Origin of the sequence: Pseudomonas sp. 58 R 3 (assembly GCF_900006605.1) — a bacterium.
GTDB classification, from domain to species: Bacteria; Pseudomonadota; Gammaproteobacteria; order Pseudomonadales; family Pseudomonadaceae; genus Aquipseudomonas; species Aquipseudomonas salomonii.
The window spans coordinates 24,324-47,740 of the sequence record NZ_CVTT01000088.1 but is presented as its reverse complement, the minus strand read 5'-3'; the positions used below and the strand labels follow the sequence as shown (position 1 = coordinate 47,740).

The 23,417-nt window shown below is 59.7% G+C and carries 22 protein-coding genes and 1 pseudogene; 9 read left to right on the top strand and 14 right to left on the bottom strand.

The features are described from left to right. Positions 1 to 17: 17 nt before the first annotated feature. Positions 18 to 554: a BRO-N domain-containing protein gene (locus BFP92_RS29765; protein ID WP_170875884.1), complete on the bottom strand. Its 537-nt coding sequence runs from the start codon at positions 552 to 554 to the stop codon at positions 18 to 20. A gap of 359 nt (positions 555 to 913) precedes the next feature. Further along, complete coding sequence (locus BFP92_RS29760) at positions 914 to 2,164, bottom strand: ribonucleotide-diphosphate reductase subunit beta (RefSeq protein ID WP_005788524.1); 1,251 nt, start codon at positions 2,162 to 2,164, stop codon at positions 914 to 916. Between the two features lie 248 nt (positions 2,165 to 2,412). Between BFP92_RS29760 and BFP92_RS29755 the strand changes: the two genes are divergently transcribed. Both BFP92_RS29755 and BFP92_RS29750 read left to right on the top strand, forming a co-directional pair. After that, complete coding sequence (locus BFP92_RS29755) at positions 2,413 to 2,880, top strand: GNAT family N-acetyltransferase (protein WP_065911723.1); 468 nt, start codon at positions 2,413 to 2,415, stop codon at positions 2,878 to 2,880. A 139-nt stretch (positions 2,881 to 3,019) separates the two neighbouring features. Further along, on the top strand, positions 3,020 to 3,646 hold the full coding sequence (locus BFP92_RS29750) for a helix-turn-helix transcriptional regulator (RefSeq protein WP_065911721.1): 627 nt from the start codon (positions 3,020 to 3,022) through the stop codon (positions 3,644 to 3,646). On the opposite strand, the gene BFP92_RS29745 is transcribed toward BFP92_RS29750, so the two are convergent. Together BFP92_RS29745 and BFP92_RS29740 are read right to left on the bottom strand one after the other, a co-directional pair. Next, positions 3,634 to 4,014 (bottom strand): RidA family protein, encoded by a 381-nt coding sequence (locus BFP92_RS29745; RefSeq protein WP_065911719.1) that lies wholly within the window; start codon positions 4,012 to 4,014, stop codon positions 3,634 to 3,636. The two genes, BFP92_RS29750 and BFP92_RS29745, sit on opposite strands and share 13 nt — an antisense overlap. Further along, entirely contained in the window at positions 4,011 to 4,976 is a 966-nt protein-coding gene (locus BFP92_RS29740; protein ID WP_065911717.1) for a threo-3-hydroxy-L-aspartate ammonia-lyase, read from the bottom strand. Before BFP92_RS29740 ends, BFP92_RS29745 begins: the two co-directional genes overlap by 4 nt. 173 nt (positions 4,977 to 5,149) lie before the next feature. Between BFP92_RS29740 and BFP92_RS29735 the strand changes: the two genes are divergently transcribed. Together BFP92_RS29735 and BFP92_RS29730 are read left to right on the top strand one after the other, a co-directional pair. Further along, entirely contained in the window at positions 5,150 to 5,668 is a 519-nt protein-coding gene (locus BFP92_RS29735; RefSeq protein WP_065911716.1) for a sigma-70 family RNA polymerase sigma factor, read from the top strand. Next, entirely contained in the window at positions 5,665 to 6,585 is a 921-nt protein-coding gene (locus BFP92_RS29730) for a FecR domain-containing protein (RefSeq protein ID WP_065911714.1), read from the top strand. The genes BFP92_RS29735 and BFP92_RS29730 overlap by 4 nt, the downstream gene beginning before the upstream one ends. Here BFP92_RS29730 and BFP92_RS30935 read toward each other — a convergent pair. Beyond that, positions 6,582 to 6,876: pseudogene (locus tag BFP92_RS30935) on the bottom strand (ABC transporter ATP-binding protein); the annotation flags it as partial. The gene BFP92_RS29730 and the pseudogene BFP92_RS30935 sit on opposite strands and share 4 nt — an antisense overlap. A 151-nt stretch (positions 6,877 to 7,027) precedes the next feature. Here BFP92_RS30935 and BFP92_RS29720 point away from each other — a divergent pair. Beyond that, positions 7,028 to 7,243: a TOBE domain-containing protein gene (locus BFP92_RS29720; protein ID WP_003173733.1), complete on the top strand. Its 216-nt coding sequence runs from the start codon at positions 7,028 to 7,030 to the stop codon at positions 7,241 to 7,243. Between the two features lie 102 nt (positions 7,244 to 7,345). Here BFP92_RS29720 and BFP92_RS29715 read toward each other — a convergent pair whose 3' ends face one another. Beyond that, positions 7,346 to 8,491, bottom strand: coding sequence for a MalY/PatB family protein (locus BFP92_RS29715; protein WP_065911710.1), 1,146 nt, complete (start codon positions 8,489 to 8,491; stop codon positions 7,346 to 7,348). 429 nt (positions 8,492 to 8,920) lie between these two features. On the opposite strand from BFP92_RS29715, the gene BFP92_RS29710 reads away from it, so the two are divergent. After that, complete coding sequence (locus BFP92_RS29710) at positions 8,921 to 13,147, top strand: hypothetical protein (protein WP_239694234.1); 4,227 nt, start codon at positions 8,921 to 8,923, stop codon at positions 13,145 to 13,147. Between the two features lie 60 nt (positions 13,148 to 13,207). On the opposite strand, the gene BFP92_RS29705 is transcribed toward BFP92_RS29710, so the two are convergent. The 3 genes from BFP92_RS29705 to BFP92_RS29695 are packed head-to-tail and all read right to left on the bottom strand — an operon-like array spanning position 13,208 to position 14,704. Continuing rightward, the gene (locus tag BFP92_RS29705) at positions 13,208 to 13,798 is read right to left on the bottom strand and encodes an FMN-dependent NADH-azoreductase (protein WP_065911709.1); all 591 of its coding nucleotides are present in this window, start codon (positions 13,796 to 13,798) and stop codon (positions 13,208 to 13,210) included. Continuing rightward, the gene (locus tag BFP92_RS29700) at positions 13,795 to 14,238 is read right to left on the bottom strand and encodes a GNAT family N-acetyltransferase (RefSeq protein ID WP_065911707.1); all 444 of its coding nucleotides are present in this window, start codon (positions 14,236 to 14,238) and stop codon (positions 13,795 to 13,797) included. The genes BFP92_RS29705 and BFP92_RS29700 overlap by 4 nt, the downstream gene beginning before the upstream one ends. Beyond that, the gene (locus BFP92_RS29695) at positions 14,228 to 14,704 is read right to left on the bottom strand and encodes a carboxymuconolactone decarboxylase family protein (protein ID WP_065911705.1); all 477 of its coding nucleotides are present in this window, start codon (positions 14,702 to 14,704) and stop codon (positions 14,228 to 14,230) included. Before BFP92_RS29695 ends, BFP92_RS29700 begins: the two co-directional genes overlap by 11 nt. 133 nt (positions 14,705 to 14,837) lie before the next feature. Between BFP92_RS29695 and BFP92_RS29690 the strand changes: the two genes are divergently transcribed. Next, positions 14,838 to 16,205, top strand: a complete 1,368-nt coding sequence (locus tag BFP92_RS29690; RefSeq protein WP_065911725.1) for a MocR-like pyridoxine biosynthesis transcription factor PdxR — start codon at positions 14,838 to 14,840, stop codon at positions 16,203 to 16,205. A gap of 187 nt (positions 16,206 to 16,392) precedes the next feature. Here BFP92_RS29690 and BFP92_RS29685 read toward each other — a convergent pair whose 3' ends face one another. The 5 genes from BFP92_RS29685 to BFP92_RS29665 form a co-directional block, all read right to left on the bottom strand. Next, the gene (locus BFP92_RS29685) at positions 16,393 to 17,703 is read right to left on the bottom strand and encodes an MFS transporter (protein ID WP_065911703.1); all 1,311 of its coding nucleotides are present in this window, start codon (positions 17,701 to 17,703) and stop codon (positions 16,393 to 16,395) included. Between the two features lie 294 nt (positions 17,704 to 17,997). Further along, positions 17,998 to 18,627 (bottom strand): N-carbamoylsarcosine amidohydrolase, encoded by a 630-nt coding sequence (locus BFP92_RS29680; protein ID WP_065911701.1) that lies wholly within the window; start codon positions 18,625 to 18,627, stop codon positions 17,998 to 18,000. Positions 18,628 to 18,638: 11 nt separating this feature from the next. Further along, entirely contained in the window at positions 18,639 to 19,391 is a 753-nt protein-coding gene (locus BFP92_RS29675; RefSeq protein WP_058419668.1) for a maleate cis-trans isomerase family protein, read from the bottom strand. Between the two features lie 11 nt (positions 19,392 to 19,402). Next, on the bottom strand, positions 19,403 to 20,203 hold the full coding sequence (locus BFP92_RS29670) for an alpha/beta fold hydrolase (RefSeq protein WP_065911700.1): 801 nt from the start codon (positions 20,201 to 20,203) through the stop codon (positions 19,403 to 19,405). Continuing rightward, the gene (locus tag BFP92_RS29665; protein WP_065911699.1) at positions 20,200 to 21,333 is read right to left on the bottom strand and encodes an FAD-dependent monooxygenase; all 1,134 of its coding nucleotides are present in this window, start codon (positions 21,331 to 21,333) and stop codon (positions 20,200 to 20,202) included. The genes BFP92_RS29670 and BFP92_RS29665 overlap by 4 nt, the downstream gene beginning before the upstream one ends. Positions 21,334 to 21,639: 306 nt before the next feature. Between BFP92_RS29665 and BFP92_RS29660 the strand changes: the two genes are divergently transcribed. Beyond that, entirely contained in the window at positions 21,640 to 22,692 is a 1,053-nt protein-coding gene (locus BFP92_RS29660) for a 2,5-dihydroxypyridine 5,6-dioxygenase (protein ID WP_065911698.1), read from the top strand. Between the two features lie 190 nt (positions 22,693 to 22,882). Further along, entirely contained in the window at positions 22,883 to 23,317 is a 435-nt protein-coding gene (locus BFP92_RS29655) for a MarR family winged helix-turn-helix transcriptional regulator (RefSeq protein ID WP_083221688.1), read from the top strand. Positions 23,318 to 23,417 lie beyond the last annotated feature (100 nt).

The window sequence follows — 23,417 nt, the reverse complement described above, 5'->3', positions numbered from 1 at the left end:
CTTGCCGTTCGCTTGCGTCAGTACATTCGCTGCTTTATTCGGAAAGGTTGGGTGAGCTTTCGCCACCATGGAGTCTTGACGGACTCCCTCCGGTACGTTCGGTTAACCAGTAGATACGGCATATCCCGAAGCCTTATCCAGCCTTCATCTTGCCAATGCAGCAGGTTCAACGACATCTCCGGCCAGTCCAGCATACTCAGCAGCGGTCGCTCCACCGATCGTGGCTGACGCTCGTCCCTCAACGTTGGAACCACTTCATGAGTGAGCCAGCTACGTAGCAGGCGATTTCCTGGTGTGTAGTGATAGACCAACAACGCGTAAGCACCGGATTCGCTAATCATCAGCATTTCTTCCGGTTGGCCATGGAATAGCAGCTTGACGGTTCTTCGTTGGTCTTCATCGAGCTTGCGAGTCGTGCGCTCATCTAAGAACCACCCCATCAAACGTCCAAGGTCACGCGCACAGAACCACGCTTGGTTTTCTAAAAGGAGCGCATGTAATTGAAGATTATGACGAGTAAAAACTAAGGCGATTGAAAGCTCGGATGTGAGCATACCTTCAGCGTTAGGCAAGTTGAGTAGATATTGGCTAGACACTTCCTATGACCTCTACGTGATTTACAGAAGGGTGGGAACCCAACGTAGAGAGCGGGTTTTAAGAAACTCCAACTTGCTTGGCCTCGATACAGTATTCATTCCGCATGATTAGCCATGCGATTTCTTGACTGTGTGAGTGAGGCTAGCAGCTACGTTGGGCGTTTCTTAGGCACCGGCAGACGAGACTATTCAGCATCGAAATTCGTATCAACCTTTCTATGGATGATTTTGGTGTAAGAAGGCTCCTATACAGATCAAGGGGGGCATAAAAAAGCCCTGAACAATTCAGGGCTTCTTGATGTTGCGAGGCTTAAGAATCAATCCCAGCTCAGCGCACCACCAGTCTGATACTCGATCACACGAGTCTCAAAGAAGTTTTTCTCCTTCTTCAAGTCCATAATCTCGCTCATCCACGGGAACGGATTCGTCGTCCCTGGGTATTCTTCTTTAAGACCAATCTGCGACAACCGACGATTAGCAATAAACTTCAGGTAATCCTCCATCATCGCCGCATTCATCCCCAACACCCCACGCGGCATGGTATCGCGCGCATATTCAATCTCCAGCTGCGTCCCCTGCAAAATCATCTGGGTCGCTTCTTCTTTCATCTCGGCATCCCACAAATGCGGGTTTTCGATTTTGATCTGGTTGATCACATCGATACCGAAGTTCAGGTGCATCGACTCGTCACGCAGGATGTACTGGAACTGTTCCGCCACGCCGGTCATTTTGTTGCGACGGCCCATGGACAAAATCTGGGTGAAGCCGCAGTAGAAGAAGATGCCTTCCAGGACGCAGTAGTAGGCGACCAGGTTGCGCAGCAGTTCTTTGTCGGTTTCGACGGTGCCGGTTTCGAACTTCGGATCGGAGATCGAACGGGTGTATTTGAGGCCCCAGGCGGCTTTTTTAGCCACCGATGGAATCTCGTGGTACATGTTGAAGATCTCGCCTTCATCCATGGCCAACGATTCGATGCAGTACTGGTAGGCGTGGGTGTGGATCGCTTCTTCGAAGGCCTGGCGCAGGATGTACTGGCGGCACTCCGGGTTGGTGATCAGGCGGTACACGGCCAGTACCAGGTTGTTGGCGACCAGGGAGTCGGCGGTGGAGAAGAAGCCCAGGTTACGCATGACGATGCGGCGTTCGTCGTCGGTGAGGCCTTCAGGGTTTTTCCACAGGGCGATGTCGGCGGTCATGTTGACCTCTTGCGGCATCCAGTGGTTGGCGCAGCCGTCGAGGTACTTCTGCCAGGCCCAGTCGTACTTGAAGGGCACGAGTTGGTTGAGGTCGGCGCGGCAGTTGATCATGCGCTTTTCGTCGACGGCGACGCGGGCGGCGGAGCCTTCGAGTTCGGCGAGGCCTTCGGCGACGTCGAGTTTGTCTAGGGCGGCCTTGGCGCGGATGATCGCAGCCGAGTCGTTGGCGGTGACGTTGCGCGCTTCCAGGGCGGCGGCAGCACCGGCACCGTCGAGGCGGTCCATGTTGGCTTCGCTGGCGTGGCCGGCGTTGGCGCCTTTGATCACCGCTGCACCGGTGTCTTCGTTGTCGACTTCATCCCAACTCAACATTGAAATTCTCCTTCCTGGTACTCGAAAAATAGGTTTTTGCAGGCTTCAAGGCATTGAAATACTGCGCAGAGTGTGGTCGGTAAATACCGGTACTGCACACTATGTAGTGGTGGTTTGTGTTTGTGGGCACACTATATGGTGTGTAACAAAACAGGTCAACGCACAAGATGTGCGGTCTTGGGTCGCGGCGCAGCGCCGGTTGAGCTATAAAACCTGGGTTCATTGGCTGCCGGTGGAATTTCAAGGGAATGAAAAAAGTACTGATTCGATCCGCCCTGCTGGAAGACGCGCAAAGTGTCTTCGAGGTGCATAAGAACTCTGTCGAAAACCTCTGCACGGGCGACTATGGCCCCGAGCAGATCGCCATGTGGCTCAACGGCCGCTCACCCGCGACCTACCGCGAGGCCATCGCCGCCGGCAACCTGTGGCTGGCGTACACCGACAGGCTGCAGGGGTTTATCGAGATCGATGGCAATGAAATCAGCAAGCTGTTCGTGCGCGGCGCTGCCGCCGGGCAGGGCATTGGCGCACGCTTATTGAATGAAGCCTTGCAGCGCATCAAGAACGCCGGCCATGCCAAGGCCTGCCTGGAAGCGACCCTCAACGCCGAAATGTTCTATGCCGCATTCGGCTTTGAAAAGGTCGGCGAGGGCACTTTCAGTCGGGGCAACAGCCCGGTGTCCATCGAGATCATCAAGATGGAGCTCGCCCTGTAGCGGTGGGTCTACCAACCACGCAGTCGCTCCCGGACCTGCACGTCACCGTTGTGCAACACCGCGTTGTCACTGTGCTCGGCACGCTCAGGGGACAGCGGCCAAATTGACGGCCTGTCCAGAACTGGATATGTTGTCTTGCATGAAAAAGACCGCTCCTGAAGAAACCACCCTCATCAGCCAGCTCGAACAGATTGCCGAAGGCTTGAGCAAAACCTTCAGCCCGTTCTGCGAAGTGGTGCTGCACGATTTGCGCGACCCGCAGCAGGCGATCCTGGCGATCCATAACAACCTCTCCGGGCGCTCGCCGGGCGACCCGACCACCGAGTTGGGCCTGGCGCGGATTGCCGACCCCGACTACCCGCAGATCATTGCCAATTACCGCAATCAGTTCGCCGATGGGCGCCAGGTCAAAAGCACCTCGATCGGCATCAAGGACACCAGCGGCAAGTACGTCGCGGCCTTGTGCATGAACGTCGATCTCTCATTGTTCCGTGGCCTGCAGGGCATGCTCGAGCAATTTGGCTCGGTCACCGGCGACACCCTGATTGAATCCCTGGAGCCGTCCGGCGCCGATGTGATTCGCACCCGTATCGACCAGTTCGCCGCACGCCTGGCCACCACGCCGCGCGCGCTCAAGGCGGCGGATCGACGGCTGTTGCTGCAAGAGCTCAAAGACTCGGGCTGCATGGACATTCGCCGGGCCATGGAAACCGTGGCTGCGCACCTGGGCGTGTCACGGGCGGCGGTCTACACCTACGCCAGGTAGCGCGCCACAGCTTCAATCTCCACCCGGTAACCGTGGTGCAACTCGGGCACCGGCACCACCGCGCGGGCAGGGCGGTGCTCGCCCAGCGCGGCGGCGTAAATACGGTCGAATTGCGCCCAATGCTGCACCCCGGCCACATACACCGTGACTTTCACCAGATCCTGCGGCGTGCCACCGGCGGCTTTCAGGATGGCCAGCAGATTAGCCAGCGCAAGCCGGGCCTGTTCGGCAAACGATGCTTCAAGGTTGTGGCGCCCGTCAGGGCTGACCGGCAATTGCCCGGAGATATACAGCGTGTCGCCGTGGCTGACGGCCTGGGAGTAGTGCCCGGCAGGCGCCGAGGCGGTCTCGGTGTGGATGATGTTCATGGCGCCTCGCTGAGCAGCGCGGCGTAGCGCGCGATGTCGACGTTGCCGCCGGTGACGATAATGCCCACGCGCCGGCCCTTGAACCGCTCGCCCAGCTGGCGCAACGCGGCCAGGCCCAGGCAGCCGGTGGGTTCGACCACCATTTTCATGCGTTGCATAAAGAACTTCATCGCGGCCACCAACTGCGCGTCGGAGACGGTGAGGATGTCGCTGACCTTGTCGCGGATGATCGGGAAGGTGTAGTCGCCCAGGTGTTGGGTTTGCGCACCGTCGGCGATGGTCGCCGGGGTGTCGATGTGCACGATGCTGCCGGTCTGGAATGAACGCTGGCCGTCATTGCCTGCTTGGGGCTCAACACCCAACAGCTGGCAATCGGGGGCCAGCGCACGGGTCGACAACGCGGTGCCCGAGAGCATGCCGCCACCCCCCAGACCGACGAACAGGGCGTCGAGGGGGCCGCTGAATTCCAACAGTTCCTTGGCGGCCGTGCCTTGGCCGGCGAGGATGTGTGGGTGGTCGTAAGGCGGGATCAACGTCATGCCATGCTCAACCGCCAAGGTGCGACCGATTTGCTCACGGTCCTCGTTGAAGCGGTCATACAGCACCACGCTGGCGCCATATTCCCGGGTGGCGGCGACCTTGGCGGCGGGCGCGTCGGTGGGCATCACGATGGTCGCCGGCATGCCCAGCAATTGGGCGGCCAACGCAATGCCCTGGGCATGGTTGCCGGAGGAGAACGCCACCACCCCGGCCTTGCGCTGCTGCGCGTCGAACTGCGAAAGGGCGTTAAACGCACCGCGAAACTTGAACGAGCCGGTGCGTTGCAGGTTTTCACATTTGATAAACACCTGGGCGCCGGTTTCGGCGTCAAGGGTGCGTGAGGTGAACACCGGTGTTTGATGGGCGAAGCCTTCAAGGCGTTGGGCGGCGGCGACGACATCGGAATAGTCGGGCAATTGCATGGGCAGACCTCATGGGCGTATCTGGATAAAATATCCACATAAAGACAAATAGTAAAGACTGGTTTGTCACCCAGGGCATAAACACGATGTTGAAAAGAGCATGGTGCACCCGCGCGATATTAAATAGAATGAATCTCATTTGAGACTCACTCGCGCCGCGCAGGTTGCTTGCCATGACTGATGCTGTTGCCCCGTCCCACACTGGCGAACTGACCTTGTCGAGTTTGTACCGTGATCATCGCAGCTGGCTCGAAAGCTGGTTGCGACGGCGCCTGGGCAACGCCTGGGATGCAGCGGACCTGACCCAGGACACCTTCGTGCGGGTGCTGGCCAGTGCCCAGCCGATTGCACACATGCAGGAGCCACGGGCGTATCTGGTGACGGTCGGCAAGCGCTTGCTGGCCAACTTTCATCAGCGCCGCAGCCTTGAGCAAGCCTATCTGACGGCGCTGGCGAGTTTGCCCGAGACCTGCGTGCCGTCACCCGAGCAACGCTGGCTGGTACTGGAAACCCTGCACGCCCTGGATGAGTTGCTTGACGGTTTGCCGCAAGTGGTGCGCCGCGCCTTTCTGTGGAGCCAGTTGGAGGGCCTGGGCTATCGCGAGATTGCCGAGCGGCTCGACGTTTCTGAGCGCACGGTCAAGCGCTATATGGCCCAGGCTTATGAACATTGCTTGCTGGTGGACATGTGAGCCGCGAGGTTGCGCGCGCCGCCGCCCACTGGTTGGCGCTGCTGGAATCCGGCGCGGCCACCGAGCGTGACCATGCCAATTTGCAGGCTTGGCGCGACAGCCATCCTCAGCACGAACAGACCTGGCAGAAGGCCCAATCACTGCGCCGGCGCTTTAGTGACTTGCCCCAGGCCGTGGCAATGGCCAGCCTCGACCGCCCGCAACCGGGGCGGCGTGCGCTGCTCAAACGGGCCCTGGGCGTGGCGGCGCTGGTGCCGACCGCTTGGTTGATCAGCCGCCAGTTGCCCATCGAGGCGTGGCGGGCTGATTTGCACACCGCCACCGGCGAGCGCAAGCGCCTGCCATTGGCCGATGGCAGCAGCCTGCAACTCAATACGGCGACGGCGGTGGATGTCGACCTGGCACAGCGGCGCATCACGCTGGTGGACGGCGAACTCGCGCTGACGGTTCCGGGCGCAGCGGCGATCAGTGTGCACACGCGCTATGGCCAGGTAGCAGTGCGCCAGGCCGACGTGTGCGTGCGGCAATTGGCGTCCGGCTGCCGGGTGTCGGTGTTCAAGGGCGCAGTGCAGGTGCGTGATCTGACCGGGCAATTGACGACGTTGAACAGCGGTGAGCAAGCCTGGTTAAGGCCTCGCGGGCTGAGTGCCGGGGCGGTGTTTGATGTGCAGCAACTGGGCTGGCGTGACGGCGTATTGACCGCGCAGAACCAACCCTTTGGGGATTTCCTGCGCGAGCTGGAACGTTACCGCCCTGGTGTGTTGCGCTGGGACCCGAGCCTGGAAACGCTGCGGGTCACCGGCAGCTTTCGCCTGGATGACACCGATCGCATCCTCACGCTGCTGGCCCAGACCCTGGGGTTCGAAGTGCGAGCGCGCACGCGGTATTGGGTGACACTCAGTCGAACCCTGGCCTAGATCACATGCGCGCGCTGCAACTCGGTCAATGCCTGTGCCTTGAGCTGCGCCAGCGCCGGGTCACGCCGGCCCCGTGGGTGTGGCAGGTCGACTGCCAGTTCCTGGCGGATACTGCTCGGCCGGTTGTCCATCACCCGCACCCGCTCACTCAAGTACAGCACTTCGTCGACATCATGGGTCACCAGCAGCAAGGCAATCGAGCAATAACACCTGCGGGCGTGAATACAGCCCGCGTGCAATGGTCACGCGTTGCGCCATGCCGCCGGGCAAGGCCTTGGGCAGCGCCTGGGCGTTGAACGGCCGTTGGCAGGCGATCACCTTTTATATATCTATATCGTATAAATAAAGACTTATATATTCCTTTTAATATCGATGCCGATAACGCATTTTGAGGGCCTGCGCATTCGTGCGGATTGACCCAACAGCCAAAAGGAAAGCCGACATGACCATCAAAGCGATCAACGTGCGCAACCAGTTCAAGGGCGTGATCAAGGAAATTCTGCTGGGCGAAGTGGTGTCTGAAATCGACGTGCAAACCGCGTCCGGCATCGTCACCTCAGTGATCACCACCCGCTCGGTGCGTGACCTGGAATTGAAAGTGGGCAGTGAAGTGATTGCCTTTGTGAAGTCGACTGAAGTGTCGATCGCCAAGCTGTAAATGTGTTCGCAAGTGTGGGCACTGGCAAGCCAGCTCCCACATTGTGCGATGTCTCTTCAGATAGTTCGTGGGCCACCGCCGCCCGACTGATGCGTCTGCGTTTTAGCGCTGACGCAGTGCACGTTCCATGCGTTGCAAACCCTCTTCGAGCATCACCCGTGGGCAGCCGAAGTTCAGGCGCACGAACTGCTGGCTGTCATCACCGAATTCGATGCCTGCGCTCAGTCCGACCTTGGCCTGTTCCAGAAAGAACTGCTGCGGGTCGGCGAGGCCCAGGGCGCTGCAATCCAGCCAGGCCAGGTAGGTGCCCTGGGGCGCGTGCATCACCACGCCAGGCAAGCGGTTTTGCACGGCGTGCAGCAGATAATCACGGTTGGCTTGCAGGTACGGCACCAGTGCGTCCAGCCATTCGCTGCATTGGCTATAGGCGGCGCGGGTGGCTTCCAGGCCCAGCGGGCTGACGCTGTCGACCATGCCGCAGCGGGCATTGTTGAAGCGCTCGCGCACCTCGGCATTTTGCACCACGGCAAAGCAGGTCTTCAGGCCGGCGACGTTATAGGCCTTGCTCGCCGACATCAGGGTAATGGTGCGTTGGGCGATCTCGGGGCCGAGGCTGGCGGTGGGAATATGGCGACGGCCGTCAAAGCACAGCTCGGCATGGATTTCGTCACTGATGATCAGTGCACCGTTGTCCATGCAGGCATTGGCCACGGCCAGCAATTCTTCACGCGCAAAGACCTTGCCCACTGGGTTGTGCGGGTTGCTCAGCAGCAGCGCACCGGCGCCGTTCAGCGCCTGGCGCATGGCGGGCATGGGGGTGATGTACTCGCCATTGATCAATTCAAGCGGCACTTCGATACGCGGCAGGTTCCAGTGGCCCGGTGCCAGGCGGATCGGCCGGTAGTTCGGGGTTTGCAGCACCACGGGCTGGCCCGGTTGTACGAACGCGTGCAGGGCCATATTGAAACCAGGCTCGACACCGGGCAGGAACAGCAACTCTTCAGGCTGTACGCGCCAGGCGTACTTGGCCCACAGGTCCGCGATGATGGCTTCGCGCACATCCGGGCCAGCCACGCTGTAGCCCAGGACCTGCTGGTCGAGGCGTGCGTGCAGGGCTTGCAGAACGGCCGGTGGCGCGGCGATATCCATGTCGGCGATCCACATCGGCAGAACGTCTTGCGGGTATCGGTTCCACTTGGTGCTGCCGGTGCCTTGGCGGGGGTGGATCGTGTCGAAATCAAAGCTCATGGGGCGCTCGTATCAGGGAGGCAGGTGCAGGAATGGCGCTGATTCTAGCCCCAGCCCCGGTGATAAGGAACAAGTGTTTTTGGGTATAAGCGAGGACGAAAACACCTTGAGACGGGGGGCTGAAAAGCAACGCTTCTAACAGAAAGTTCGCAGATAAATCTGATAGTTACACACGGTGTGTGTTTGTAGGTTAGCCCTCTACGGCATGCCTGTTACACGGGTAGCGCTTCACTTTATTTATACTTGGAAGTCTTCATGTCGCACGTCTCCTCGGCTACGACTCAACGGTTCTCTGGCTATGTTCAACCTGCGCTTACCGACACATCGCCGCCTGTACAACCCGCTGAGCACAGCCGAACCCGCAGGGATACCTCTACGGTCGAGGTTCGGGGCCGGGTAACACCGCCTGCCTCCCTACCGGATAACAAAGTGCTTGAGCATTTTGTCAGCAAGATGAGCGACGCCGCTGTGGGGCCAGGGCATGCCGATTTTAAACAAGGCTATGACACTCCCTCGGCCGTCACGCTGCCGGGGTATTCAGCAAAAATGAGCGACTTGGCGCTGATGCGGTTGGCACTGAATCAGCCATTGAGCCCGCAGCAACTGGGAGCACTGCGATACAGGGTTGAGCAACGCCTGATCAGTGGCCCGCATGACGATGCGAGAATATTTACCAAGGTGATCACGGACAACGGGGTGAAGGTCACGCCCCTGCCACAGGGTTATTACCTGTCTTTAATCAATAAGTTATCGGACGGGCAATGTTCGGGGTTTTGCCATCTTTTGTCGTTGGCCGTGGCAGAGGGCAAGCAGGATACGTTTTTGAGCAATGTTTACCAGGCGCTGGCGCATCCGGATGATCCCGAATCCCAAGTGTTTTTTCGCAAGCTGGCCGAGGTGCATGGCAAGGTTGATGATCGTAGCGTTGCGCATGACCCGGCGACCAGAAAGGTTCAAGCCTATACACAGATTGCGCCGCGACTTTACACCGCGACTGAGACCACAACCCTGTTGATCAGCGCTGACGAGCATCGCCTGACGGCAGGGGTTATCGTCGACGCTACAGGCGCTCGAACCTACTATTACAATGACCCGAATATCGGGTTTACGACGTTTTCTTCTAAGGAAGCGTTTGAAAAAGGCTTGAAAAGGATATTTACCAGCTCCGAATTGAAACATTTACATCAGCCGTATAACAAAGACAGCGCTAAACCCGAATATCTGATCAGTGTGTTCAAACCTGACCATGTGCCTGAGGTTTCCAGCGACAATAACGCTATACGTTTCATGTTCGACGCGCCCTTGAACGGCCTTGATAACGTTAAGGTGATCGACGCCACGCGTGTGCCAACCAAAGAGGCATTCGGTAAACAGGCGCCGGCCCCGGCCGCACAGGGGGCGGCGGACTATGAGAAAATTACGCAAGGCTTGGGCAAGCTGCATGATTGCCAGGGGATGTCACAATTTGATCATGCGAAAGAGACATTAAAGTCCGTTCAGGACTATATCGGGAAATACCCGGACTCCCCACTGTTGTCGCCCATGAGGGAGCTCGAGCACAGTTTGATCAACGCCATCAAGGCGGCCGCTGCGCCTGTTGGATATCCCTATGCCTTCGAGCGTATAGAGCAACAGCGATCCTCTCTGGCCAACAAACAAATCGGCACGCCATTCAATTCGCGTACCGAGGTTGTTCGAGGGACGACGTTTGATATCGTCAGCCCAGCCGGCAGTGACCCCGTCAGGTCTGAGCAGGTAGCCAAGGCGGTGGACGCAGCGCTGCAACGCATTCAGTCCAAAACCCCGAAAAAAGCCTTGGCGGTGGCCGGTGACATCGACGTGGTTATTGCCAAACCGGGCGATCATCCGCAAACGAAGCTGCTGTTCAGCAATCCGCCCACGTTGATTATCGGCGACGACTTTTTCGCGCCTGCCGCTTCGGCGGACACTACCGTCGCCGATCGCGTTGGCTATCGGGCTGGGGTCGAAGGCCTTGACTCCGTCACCAAGAAGCAAGCCGCGTTGATCGCCGGCAAGCTCGGTATGCTTGGCTATTACAAAGCCGATGCCAAAGGGTTCCTGGAAGTGATCGCCAGCAAGGAACCATTTCGCGAGGCCGGCCCTCAAGACAGTCAGCGTGCAGGTAAAAGCCCACGGGATTTCTTGGAAGAGACTTATACGTCGCGTCTCTATGAAGGCAAGCTCAACCCACAGACCAAGGCAGCGCACGACAAACTGTTTCCTACAGTAACCAGCCCCTCGGCTCCGATCGCTACGCCACCGGGCCAGGCAGTGACGCCGCCCAAAACACCCGCGCAAGCATCGCCGACGGTCACTGCAGTCACACCGCCAAAGACGGTACCCGCGATTGACCCAGCGGTAATGGAACGCCTGAAAAAGCTTGATGCCAGCCAGCCGCCCATTAAGTTCGGTGAAATCGAGGTCAGCCGCGTCGAGCTTTACAAAATGGGCGTAAACCTCAATGGCGCGCCGATCGAGACGCAGATGCCCGATGATCCAGACGGCAGAAAGATGGTCGGCGCGATGGACATTGACTATCTGCGTCTGGAAGCATTTATCAAATCCGGGTCGGATGCTGTCAGCGAGCGTGCAAGTAATGTGCTTGCTGAGATCGCCTCCCTGCGTGAATCCACTGTACCGCTGCTGAGCAGGCGGGACGGCGGCACTATCCCGGAGGCGCTGCAACAATCCGTTAATGACATGTCGCGGCATGCTGCCGCCATCCGCGATATGCGGCGCAGCAATAAACCGCTTCCCGCGGACTTTTTTTCTGCGGGCACACCCGGTAAAACAGGCGCGACTGACTCGGGAGGCCTGGGTTTTCGGGCCTTCAGTACCTTTCAAGGGTTGCGCAGTTCCATTGAGAGCATTCAACGTGGTGACACCACGGCGGGCGCCATAGGGCTGGGCGCTGTAGGGGCTGACTACGTCGGAATTGGCGTGGAGACGGGGCTCAATAAAGTGGCGCAGAAGGTAGTCAACCGGGCCGCACCGACGATACTCAGTTTTCAATCGTCCTCCGTGGGCAAGATGATCGGTAAAGTGGCAGGAGGGGCCGGTTTAGTTATCAGTATGCCGTTTGATATTTACACGGCTGTCGATTCGTTTAAAAAAGCGGGGCGTAGCACCGATAAAGAAGCTCAGGATCACTATGTCAATGGTGCATTCGCCGTTGCCAATGCCGCTACGTCGATCGCCCTGGGGGCAGCGTTTCTCGCCGGAGCCAGCAGCGCCGGGCCGGCTGGGCTGGTGGTAGCAGCGGGCTTGATGGTTGCACAGTCAATTTATTCAGCCGTGCGTACTGTGCAAGACATTGATAAATACACACCGTTGACAGGCAACCAGAAGTTTACGCTTGGCTTGAAGTCATTCCTGGGCTTTGCACCGGGGTTTGATGTGATGAAGCCCTACTTGCAAGCGAAATACTCCCATGAACACGATGACAACATCCGGGCTCTCTACAAGGCGTTTCTGGAAGGGCCAGGCAAGGATCTTTATGAACGTGTTGTGTATGGCGACACCAAGGTCGAGGTCACACAGGTCCCGGGGAAGGTTCCGCTGACTCCCGCACTCTGGTGGAACATTCCGAGTTTGCTGCTGAACCTGATTAAAGTGGATGGCAAAGTCCCGGCCGCGCACTTGCGCGGCGGTAATGATCGCATTACCGCACCTGAAGACTCCTGGGATGGCATGTCGATCAAGCCTGTCGAAGGTGTACCGGGCGGTGGAAGAGGCACGTTCTGGGTGTTGGGTGACGGAGATGACGTGGTGGCGGGCTCAAGGAAAAAACACAATTATTTTTCTTTCGAGGGCGGCAAAAAGCTGATCACCGGCGGAGACGCCGACGATACCTTTAACTTCAATGCCGATGCACGCCAGACACTCGAGCAAATGCGGCAGGTGCAGGACACCGAGAAAAACGGGTTCAGCCCAAAGGCCTCAGAACTCTGGGGCGGCGAGGGCACCAATACGCTGAGCTTTTCGGGTGAGCTGCGTACCACTTACAGCGTCGATGGCGAGTCGAAAACAGCGGCCTATTTAGGGCACGTCATCGACTTTAAAACCGGTGCGGTTTCGGTCAACGCCCAGGACTCCAAAACCAATGGTGTCACGCCAATTGCGTATTTCCATGCTTTCTCCAATGCCGTCACGGTTGAAAATGGAGAAAGTTATATCCAGGGGAATGATCAAGACAATCACCTGACGTTGAACGGCAAAAAGGACGTGGTGCTGACGGGCAAAGGCGCCAACGTGATTGTTATCAATGGTGGCGCCGACATTGTCGGCCAGGGTGGGTTTAATACCTACGAAATCAACAAGGGTTATCAGGCTGTGACCATCAATGATCCGGTCGAAAGTGTTATCAAACTGGACTACAGCGCCTCGCAGGTTTTCGATTGGGGCGTTACGCGTGAGGGTGACCTGGTGGCCACGCTCAAGGGCGACGAGCCTGGGGAATACCGGACGTTGTTTATCAAGAATGCCTACCCCATGGGCGGGACGGAGGATAAGGCCAAGCCCACTTTCCTCACCAATGATGGCGTAATGATAACGATCAATGCCCCACGCAAGGCGGGTTCGGATGACCGGGTCGTGCAGGTAAACCGTTTGAAAGTCGATACCCCCAAGGCATGACGAACGCTGACTGGCCCATGGAGGGGCCAGTCGAGCTGCGCACTCAAGCGTGCCCCGCATTCAGCTGGGGCGGATCGCTTCGTACAGCTGCCGGTGTGCCTGTTCCACGGCGCGGGCCACCGCTTCTTCGCCGCGCACCATGGCGCCCAGGTAAACGAAGTCCACCGAATGGATACCCACCGTAGACAGGATGGTGGTCATATAGGGCGTGAGAAAGTCCGGCTCATGACCCTTGCGCGCATTGCCGCTGCTGACCAGCACAAAGGTGCGTCGATCCTCAAGCAGGCCGACCTTTTCAAACTGCGCATTGATGGTAAAGCTGCGATGGATGCGCACCACATGGTCGATCCAGACCTTAAGCGCCGCCGGCACGGTGAAGTTGTGCACCGGCGTGCAGATGATCAACAGGTCGCAGGCTTCCAGTTCGACGATCAACTGTTCCGACAACGCCGTGGCGCTGCCACTCAAACCGCCCGGGGTGGTGAGTGCGTTCGCGTATTCCCGGCTCAGCGGCGCCAGCGCCTGGCTGCCGTAGTCGCGCTCGATGACGTCGGCGCCAGGCACCAGGTCGTTGAGCAGGGCACGGGCCAGCTTGAAGGTCTGCGCGGCCTTGCCGTGGGGGCTGAAACTGAGGAGCAGGGCGCGGGTCATTGGCTCAGGTCCTGGGAAAAGTGCATGCCTCGCGGCAGCAGGCCTTGGCGAAAGTAGAAACGCTGGGCCAGGGCCATATGCAGGCCGGTGTCCAGCACCAGGTAACGATAACCGCGGGCGCGGGTTTCTGCGCGGACCCGGTCGAGCAACTGCTCGCCCAGGCGACGGCGCTGCAAGGTGGCGTCCACCACCAGGTCATCGACGTAGATAAACTCACCGTACAGGGTGTTTTCCGTCAGGCGATAGCCGGCCAGGCCAATGACCTTGCCGTGTTCACGCGCGGCCAGCAGGTGATAGCCGTGCTGGCGCTGGCGCTGAACCTGGGCGGCGAAACGGGCGGCGTCGGTCAGGTGCGGGCGCAGTTGCTGCATCACGGCAAAGCTTGCAACGCAGTCGGCCTCGGTTTCCATGAGGGCGAACTCGACGTGCTCATTGGTCATTGAGGTTCACCAGGTGGGCCTTGATCGCCTCCGGTGCCTTACGAAAACTGATGGCCACGCGGTTCAAGGCGTTCATCAAGGAAATGGCCAGGGTCAGGTCGGCGACTTCCTTGTCGTTGAACACCGTGGCCACGGCGGCGTAATCGGCGTCCGGCACGTGGGTTTGCGCCACCTGGGTGACCACTTCGGCCCAGGCCAGGGCGGCTTGTTCACGCACCGTGAACAACGGCAAGGCTTCATGCCAGGCGGCCAGCAGCATGATCTTTTCCAGGCTTACGCCTTGCTTGAGCAGGTCGCGGGAATGGGAGTCCAGGCAATAGGCGCAGCCATTGAGCTGCGAAACCCGCAGGTACACCAGTTCAATCAGTTCTTTCTCCAGGCCACAGCCATGCACATAGCTGTGCACGGCGCCCAGGGCCTTGTAACCAACAGGGGCGGCGTGGCCGTAATCGAGACGGTGTTTCATGGGTGATCCTCGGGTTGCGTTAAGAGATGCGCCATTTTCGGTGGTGGCCGGGTCGCTCGACAGGGGCATGATTGGACAAGTGGGTTGGGACATGATCAGACTCCACCTTGTCGTCCTGCCGAGCCTCCTTGTGATGTCGTCATTGCCCAAATATCAGGAAATCTACCGGCGCTTCCGCCTGGCCATCGACCAGGGCCAACTCGGCCCCGGTGATCGGGTGCCGTCGGTGCGCAGCCTGGCGCTGGAACTCAAGATCGCCCGTGGGACCGTGGAGGCGGCTTACCAATTGCTGGTCAGCGAGGGTTTTTTCGAGGCGCGTGGGCAGGCGGGCACTGTGATTGCGCGGACATTGCCGCAGGTGGCGATGAAGCCCCAGCCTGCCGCACCGCCGCCGACATCGGCGCCGCCAGCCTTGCAAATGGGCCAGCCGGCGCTGGATGCCTTCCCGCGCAAGCTCTGGGCGCGGCTGGTCACCCAGCAGGTACGCCGCACCGACGCCGACAGCCTGGCCATGGGCGACGTGCGCGGCGCCCAGGCGTTGCGCGTCGCGATTGCCAGTTATCTCGCGCTGTACCGGGGCGTGGAATGCACCCCCCAACAGGTATTTATCTGTTCGGGGTATGCCGGCTCCCTGACCCTGATGTGCGACGCGCTGCAGATGGCCGGGCAGCGCTGCTGGTACGAAGACCCGGGGTATGTGCATGCGCGGCAGTTGTTGCTCCATCAAGGGGTTGAGCTGGTGCCGGTACCGGTCGACCGTGATGGCCTGGATGTGGCGCAGGGCATTCAGCGTGAGCCGCAGGCGCGATTGGCGATTGTCACGCCGGCCCACCAGAGCCCGCTGGGTGTGGCGTTGAGCCTGGCGCGGCGCCAGGCGTTGCTGGCCTGGGCGCAAGCGCAGGGCAGTTGGGTGCTGGAGGATGATTACGACAGTGAGTTTCGCTACCAGGGCCAGCCATTGGCGGCGCTCAAGAGCCAGGACGTGCACGACCGGGTGATCCATGCCGGGAGCTTCAGCAAGATGCTGTTTCCGGGCTTGCGCTTGGGCTATCTGGTGGTGCCGGCGGCCTTGGTGGAGGTGTTCGGGCGCAGCGCCGAGGCCTTGCAGCAGCGCGGTGCGCAGTTGTTGCAGTTGACGGCGGCGGATTTTCTCGAGCAGGGCCACTTCACCCGGCACTTGAAAAAGATGCGTCAGTTGTATGCGTTGCGAAGGGGCTTTTTGGTGGTGGCGTTGCAACTGCATTGCGCGGATTTTTTACGCGTGGATGAACAGGCCGGGGGGATTAACCTGTTGGCGCGGTTGCGGGTGCCCGTGCCGGATCGTGTGGTTGCCAAGGCCGCCAATGAGGCGGGGTTGGCGGTTAACGCCTTGTCGTCTTGGACCCTTGAGCCGGGAGGTGCACAGGGTGTGTTGATGGGCTTTACCAATGTGGCGACGGCGGAACAGGCCACTGAGCTGGCGGTGAAGCTTCGGCAGATACTGCAGGCATGTCACCCGTAAAAGGTGGGAGCGGGCTTGCTCGCGAATCGTCGCACCGCCGCTCCCACATTTAGATCATGTTCTGCTTCAAACCGTCAGGGTTTTACGGGTGTTGGCAGCGTCACCAGGTTGACATAGCCATCCCGGAATTTCTGCTTCTGCTACTGCTTCGTAGGCAGGATGATTCATCCGCAAAACATTGTTGTTATTAACGGTTCACCAGTTTCGCCGGCAAGGCGATGACCAGGAAGCTGCTGAGAATCAGGCAGCCGGCGAAAAACCACAAGGCACCCGCACTGCTGCCGGTGACGTCGATCGCAACCCCCATCAACGAGTTGCTGACCAGGCCTGCGATATTCGCCAGCGAACAGGCCAGGGCAAAGCCGGTGGCCGCTGCGGTGCCTTTGAGGAAGGTTGCCGGCAGGCTGAAAAACACCGGCACGGCGCCGATGATGGCGGCTGACGCGATGGCGAACAGCAACACGGTGGCAACCACACTGTGGGTAAAGAACGTACTGGTGGCCATCGCCGCTGCGCCGATGAAGAACGGCACGATGATGTGCCAGCGGCGTTCGCGGTGTTTGTCGGAGCTGGCGCCGATCAGCAGCATGCCCAGCAGCGCCGCAACGCTGGGCAATGCAGTCAGCACGCCGATGTGGAAGGTGTCGGTCACCCCGGCGTTGCGGATGAAGGTCGGCATCCAGAACCCCATGGCGTAGGCGCTGAGCAGGATCGAAAAGTCGATGCCGCCGAGCATCCACACCTTGAGGTTGAAGAAACCGTCACGGAAGCTGTGCTTGCTGCCGGTGGCGTCGGCGTCGTCCTTGCGCAGTTCGCTTTCCAGCAAGGCTTTTTCTTCGTCCGACAGCCATTTGGCCTGCTGAAAGGAATTGGGCAATGCCCAGAAGGTCAGCACGCCGAGCAGGACGCTGGGCACCGCCTCGATCAGGAACAGCCACTGCCAGCCACGCAGGCCGCCCAGGTTGTCGAAGTGGCCCATGATCCAGCCTGACAGCGGGCCGCCGATGACGCTGGACAACGGCAGGCCGATCATGAACAGCGCGATGATGCGCCCGCGTCGGTGCGTCGGGAACCAGGTGGTCAGGTAATACAAAACGCCCGGCAAAAAGCCCGCTTCGGCGGCGCCGAGCAGAAAGCGCAGGATGTAGAACTGGGTGGTGGAAGTAACCAGCATGGTGCAGGCCGAGAGCAGGCCCCAGGTGATCATGATGCGTGCGATCCAGATCTTCGCGCCGACCCGTTCAAGTACCAGGTTGCTGGGCACTTCAAAGATGATATAGCCGACGAAAAACAAGCCGGCTCCCAGGCCGAACGCGGTTTCGCTGAAGTGCAGCTGGTCGAGCATCTGCAACTTGGCGAAGCCGATGTTGATACGGTCCAGGTAGGCGGCCAGGTAGCAGAAACACAGGAACGGAATCAGCTTCCAGGTGATCTTGTGGTAGAGCGTGGTAACGGGTTCGGCGACCGTAGTCGCGGGTGCTGCATTCGCAATGGGCATTGTGGGTGTCTCCTGGCGGTGACTTATGGTTTTTATACAGCCGCTTTTTTCCAGCACTTTGGAGTGCTGTAGAAGCGACGTCCAAAGGCAGTGACAGAAGATTGAGGTGTCCCTGTTGGAGGTGATCAAGTGTGGGAGCGGGCTTGCTCGCGAAAGCGGTGTATCAGGTGTCATCTCTATGACTGACACATTGCCTTCGCGAGAAAGCCCGCTCCCACATTCAATTGCATTCCAAGGTGGGGCGCTCAGTTTTTCCGGACCACGCTCTTTGTCGTGGTTCCTGTTGAATCCTTATTACTCCTTGAACTTGCTCATCGCCTCCTGCTTGCTCACCACATCGCCATACTTACTGTCGATGTCGAACAGATTGGCTGCATGGGGCGCCGGGTGTCGGTCGCCGACGCATTCGCGTACGACGATGGTGCGAAACCCATGCTGTACCGCATCCACGGCGGTGGCGCGGATGCAGCCGCTGGTGGAACAGCCGGCCAGCACCACGGTGTCGATGCCTTGGGCGTGCAGCATCGGGGCCAGGCTGCTGCCGAAGAAGGCGCTGGCGTACTGCTTGGTGATCACCACTTCATTTGCCTGGGGCAACACCTCGATACAGAACGCGGCGAGCGGGTTGCCCTCGACCATGTCTTTCATCACCGGGGCTTTCTTGACCCAGATACCGCCATCGGCGAAATGGCCGGGATGGTAGCGGATATTGGTGTGCACCACCGTAATCCCGTGCTGGCGAGCAGTGGCCAGCAGCTCGACGCTTTCAGCCACGGCCACCACCACTTCAGGGGCATACAACGGCGCGCCTTCGGTGGTGTAGCCCTGCATAAAGTCGATCATCAGCAGCGCGGATTTTTTGCCGAAGCCGATGCGATTGCCCCAGACGCCCTGGTAGTTGGCGTCGGCGGATTGTTCGCTCATCGTAAAACTCCTCAGTAAGCGCCGGACAGCAAGGCGCCGGCGCCGGGCACGACAGGCTCCAGGTCCAAGGCCTTGAGCATCGCGTAAGTGGTGGCGATGGCGGCGGTGAGCACCGGTTTGCCGGTTTGCGCTTCAACCTTGGCCACCACCGGCAGCGACTGCATCTGCACGCAGGCCGAAAGCACGATCACGTCCACGCCTTCCAGGTTCATGCCGGCGACGATCGCCGGCAAGTTGGCCGGGTCGTGGCGCGCCACTTCGAGGTTGTCGGGGATCTCCAGGGCGCGCCAGTCCACCACGTCAAAGCCTTCTTCGCGGATGTAGTTCACCACCAGCTCGGTCAGCGGCTTCATGTACGGCGCGACGATGGCGATGCGCTTGGCGCCCATCACTTTCAAGCCTTCGATCAAGGCGCCGGCGCTGGTGATCACCGGCGCGTTGGCATCGTTGTCTGCGGTGGCTTTACGCAAGCGCTGTTCGGAATTGCGGTGATAACCCAGACCCATGGCCATGATTGCCACCAGGCACGCATAACCCAGCACGTCGACCTTGGCGTCGGACAGCTCGATGGCACAACGGTCGGACTCGCCGTCCATGGCCGCCAGTTCTTCCTTGCGCACCTGCTTCATGCGCATGCGGCTGGAGTGAAAGGTAAAGCGTTCGGGGCGGATTGCCTGGCGCGCATTAAGCATCGCCGGGATCTCGGTTTCCATGGTGGTGTTGGAGCTCGGCACGATCTGGCCGATGCGGTAAGGCTTAAGCATGGGTGGCGTCCTTATTGTTGTGTGAGGAAGCCGTCGAGGGCGGCAAAAAAGCCCTCAAGGTCATCCCACGGAATCATGTGCCCGGCGTTCGGCACGTGGGCGACCTGGAGCGCGGGCTGCAGGTTCTGGATTTCGGCGATGTCTTCGTCGAGGATCACGCCGCCGCGCCCGGCCACCATCAACAGGGCAGGGGCCTTGAGCTTGGGCAGGTGCTGGTGGAAGTCGACCGTGTGGAAGTCGTTGAAGGCACGCACGATGGCCGGCTCATAACAGGTGTGCAGCCACTCGGCGCGCAGCTGCAGTTGCTCGACGGTCCAGGTGGCGCAGAAGGCGCGCATCGCATCAGCGTCCATGCCGACCAGCGATTGGCGGATCGAGTCGACGTACCATGGCAGCTTGCTGGGGTATTCACGCCGGCCGGGGCCGGACACAGGCGGGTCGATCAGCACCACGCGGTTGACGCCCTGGGGGTGCATGACCGCGCTGTGCGCGGCAAACCGCGCGCCCATGGAGTGGCCGACCAGGTCGTAGCTATCGAGCCCAAGCGCATCGGCAAACGCGCCGATGTCCTCGGCGCAGGTGTCTGCGCTGTAGTCCAATTGCGGCCCGGTGGACGACAAACCGCGCCCGCGCACATCCAGCACGTAAGTGTCGAACCGGGCGCCAAGGCGCTCAGCCACAAAACCCCAGGTAATCGCCGGGCTGGTGATGCCTGGGATCAAAATCAGCGCCGGGCCTTTGCCGCCGTAGCGCAGGTAGTGCTGGCGAATGCCATTGGCTTGCACATGGGCGCCGAATAGAAAGGTACTCACGCGGCCACCCCCGATTTCAGCTCCTGGGCGTACAGGTCATAACCGTAGACCCAGGCCGGGTCTTCCTGGGTGCGCAGCCAGGTGTTGGCGTTGGACACCGCTTGTACGCGGGACGCGCGTTCCTTGCGGTTGGCTTCGTAGAGCTGGAACGCCGTGCGGTAGTCGCTGATGCCGGTTTCCTGCAGGCAGCGGGTGAGCATGGCCGCGTCTTCGATGGCCATGCCGGCGCCCTGGGCCATGTGCGGTTTCATCGGGTGGCAGGCGTCGCCCAGCAACACCAGGCGGCCACGGCTCCACAGCGGCAACGGGTTACGGTTGCGCAGCGGCCATTTGGTCACGCTTTCGGTGGACTCGATCAGCGCCTGCACGGTGGGGTGGTAGCCCTTGAACGCGTCGAACATCTCTTCGCGGCTGCTGTCCACGAACGCGCCCTGGAAGTCCCATTCGGCATGGGGCACGCCGGTCACGTAGTAGTACTCGTCGCGCTTGCCGGTGGTGTAGTAGACCATCATGTGGCGGTCCTCGGTCCACCACTTGATGCAGTCTTCGAACTTCAAGTCGTACTTGGCCAACTGGTCGCCACGGATCAGCGCACGGTGCGCGACCCAGCCGCTGTACAACGGTTTTTCCACGCCGAGCAGCTCTTCGCGGATCCTGGAGTTGATGCCGTCGGCGCCGATCACGATGTCGGCGTAGGTCACTTCGCCGTCGGCGAAGGTCAGGCGCACTTGGGTATCGGTTTCTTCGAGGCTTTCCAGACGCTTGTTGAAGTGCAGGGTGCCGGGTTTGAGGGTCGACATTTGCAATGCGTGCAAGTCGCCACGGTGCACGGTGATGTAGGAGGCGCCATAGCCGGTGAGTGGGATGCGCGAGAGGTAGTCACCGCTTTCGCCGCAACGGCTGAACCAGTGCTCGGGGTGCGAGCCCATCAGGTCCAGCTGTTTTTCGATGCCCATGCGGCGGAAGATTTTCATGATGTTGGGCCCCATGTGGATGCCTGCACCCAAGCGGGAAAACTCCGGCGCCTGTTCGTAGATATCGACGTCGAAACCGGCTTGCTGCAGCAGGGTGGCCGCCGCCGCGCCGCCCAGGCCGGCACCGACGATGGCGATTTTCTGTGTGCTTCCCATGGGGCGTAAACCTCTCTCTTTTTGATTTTGGCGGCATCTGTCCGCAAGGTTTTTAAAGTGTATACGCTCATTTTTTGAAATGGGAAGCCTGCATTTAAAATTTTATTGTTTGACCGTATTTATCCTCTGTAACGGTTTTTGGCCTTTATCTGTAGGGTTTGTGTGGATTGGTAACGTTTTGGTGCACCACTTGCAGTTCGTCTTAAATTCGGGTCTTATCGTTTTTAATTGGTGTACACACTATAAAAATGCACCGGAGTGAAGCGTGATGCTTGAACTTGGTGCAGCCCCACAGGAGACAGGAAAATGCCGGTAAGCGATTGCGAACTCACCCAGATGTTTGAGCACGTGTTGAAACTGTCGAAGGTTGACCCGACCCAGAGCGTCGCCGTGCTCAAGAGCCATTACTCCGACCCGCGCACCGTGCGTGCTGCGATGGACGCGGCGCAGCGCCTGGGGGCCAAGGTGTATGCGGTGGAATTGCCGTCGTTCAACCATCCCAAGGCCATGGGCAACGACATGACCGCCTATTGCGGCGACACCGCGCTCACCGGCAATATCGCCGCCCAGCGCGCGTTGGAGGCCGCCGACCTGATCGTCGACACCATGATGCTGCTGCACTCGCCGGAGCAGGAGCAGATCCTCAAGACCGGCACGCGCATCCTGCTGGCCGTGGAACCGCCGGAAGTGCTGGCGCGCATGTTGCCCACCGAAGCCGACAAGGTGCGTGTGCTGGCGGCCGAGCAGTTGCTGAAAAAGGCCCGCTCGATCCACGTCAAATCCCGCGCCGGCAGTGATTTTCGCGCCGCACTGGGCCAATACCCGTCGGTCACCGAGTACGGGTTTGCCGATGAGCCTGGGCGCTGGGACCATTGGCCGAGTGGTTTCCTGTTTTCGTGGCCCAACGAAGAAACCGCCGAGGGCGTGCTGGTGCTGGATATCGGCGACATCCTGCTGCCGTTCAAGACCTACACCCGCGAGAAGATCACCCTGGAGATCGAGAAGGGATTTATCACTGAAATCCACGGTGGTTTCGAGGCCGAGTACCTGCGCGATTACATGAAGTATTTCAATGACCCGGAGGTGTACGGCATCTCCCATATCGGCTGGGGCTTGCAGCCCAAGGCGCAGTGGACGGCCATGGGCCTGCACGACAAAAACGACGGCATGTGCATGGATGCACGGGCGTTCTACGGCAACTTCCTGTTCTCCACCGGGCCGAATACCGAAGTGGGCGGCACGCGCAAGACGCCGTGCCATATGGATATTCCACTGCGAAATTGTGATGTGTACCTGGATGATGAGGCGGTGGTGATCGGCGGCGATGTCGTTGCACCATCAGCCTCCCTGGCACACTAAAGAGCCAAATGTGGGAGCGGGCTTGCTCGCGAATGCGGTGTGTCAGTCACCGAAGATGTTGACTGAATAGACGCATTCGCGAGCAAGCCCGCTCCCACAATGTGAATGTGTTTCTTCAGCTAGATCCTTGAGTGATTCGCACATCCCCGCCATCATGCCCACCATCGCCAATCACCCACCGAGCCACGCCGTGCCTGATTCCTACGTTTTCTCTGAACAAGTTGGCCATCTGCTGCGCAAGGCCTACCAGCGCCACTTGGCGATCTTTCAGCAGAATGTCGGCGACTCGCAGCTCACCGCCGTGCAGTTCGTCACCCTGTGTGCGCTGCGCGATCAGGGTGCAAGTTCCCTCACCGAGCTGGTCAAGGCCACGGCCGTCGACCAGGCGACCATTCGCGGTATCGTCGAGCGGCTCAAGAGCAAGGCGCTGATTACCCTGGAGCCGGATCCCCAGGACAAACGCAAAGTGGTGGTCGACCTGTCGCCAGCCGGCGCCGAACTGGTCACGCAAACCGCGCCGCGCGCCGCGCAGATCAGCGAGCTGACCATGAGCAACCTCAACCCCGCAGAGCGGGTGGCGGTGCTGTTCCTGCTGCGCAAGATGATCGACGACCCGCAGGAATAAAACGGCGCTGGCATCGTTTTTGCTCTGAGTTCATGTAGTAGTCACTTCACGTGTCAAGTGTGTCGCGAGGCCCCACATCCGCGACGCTTTTTTTTGACTG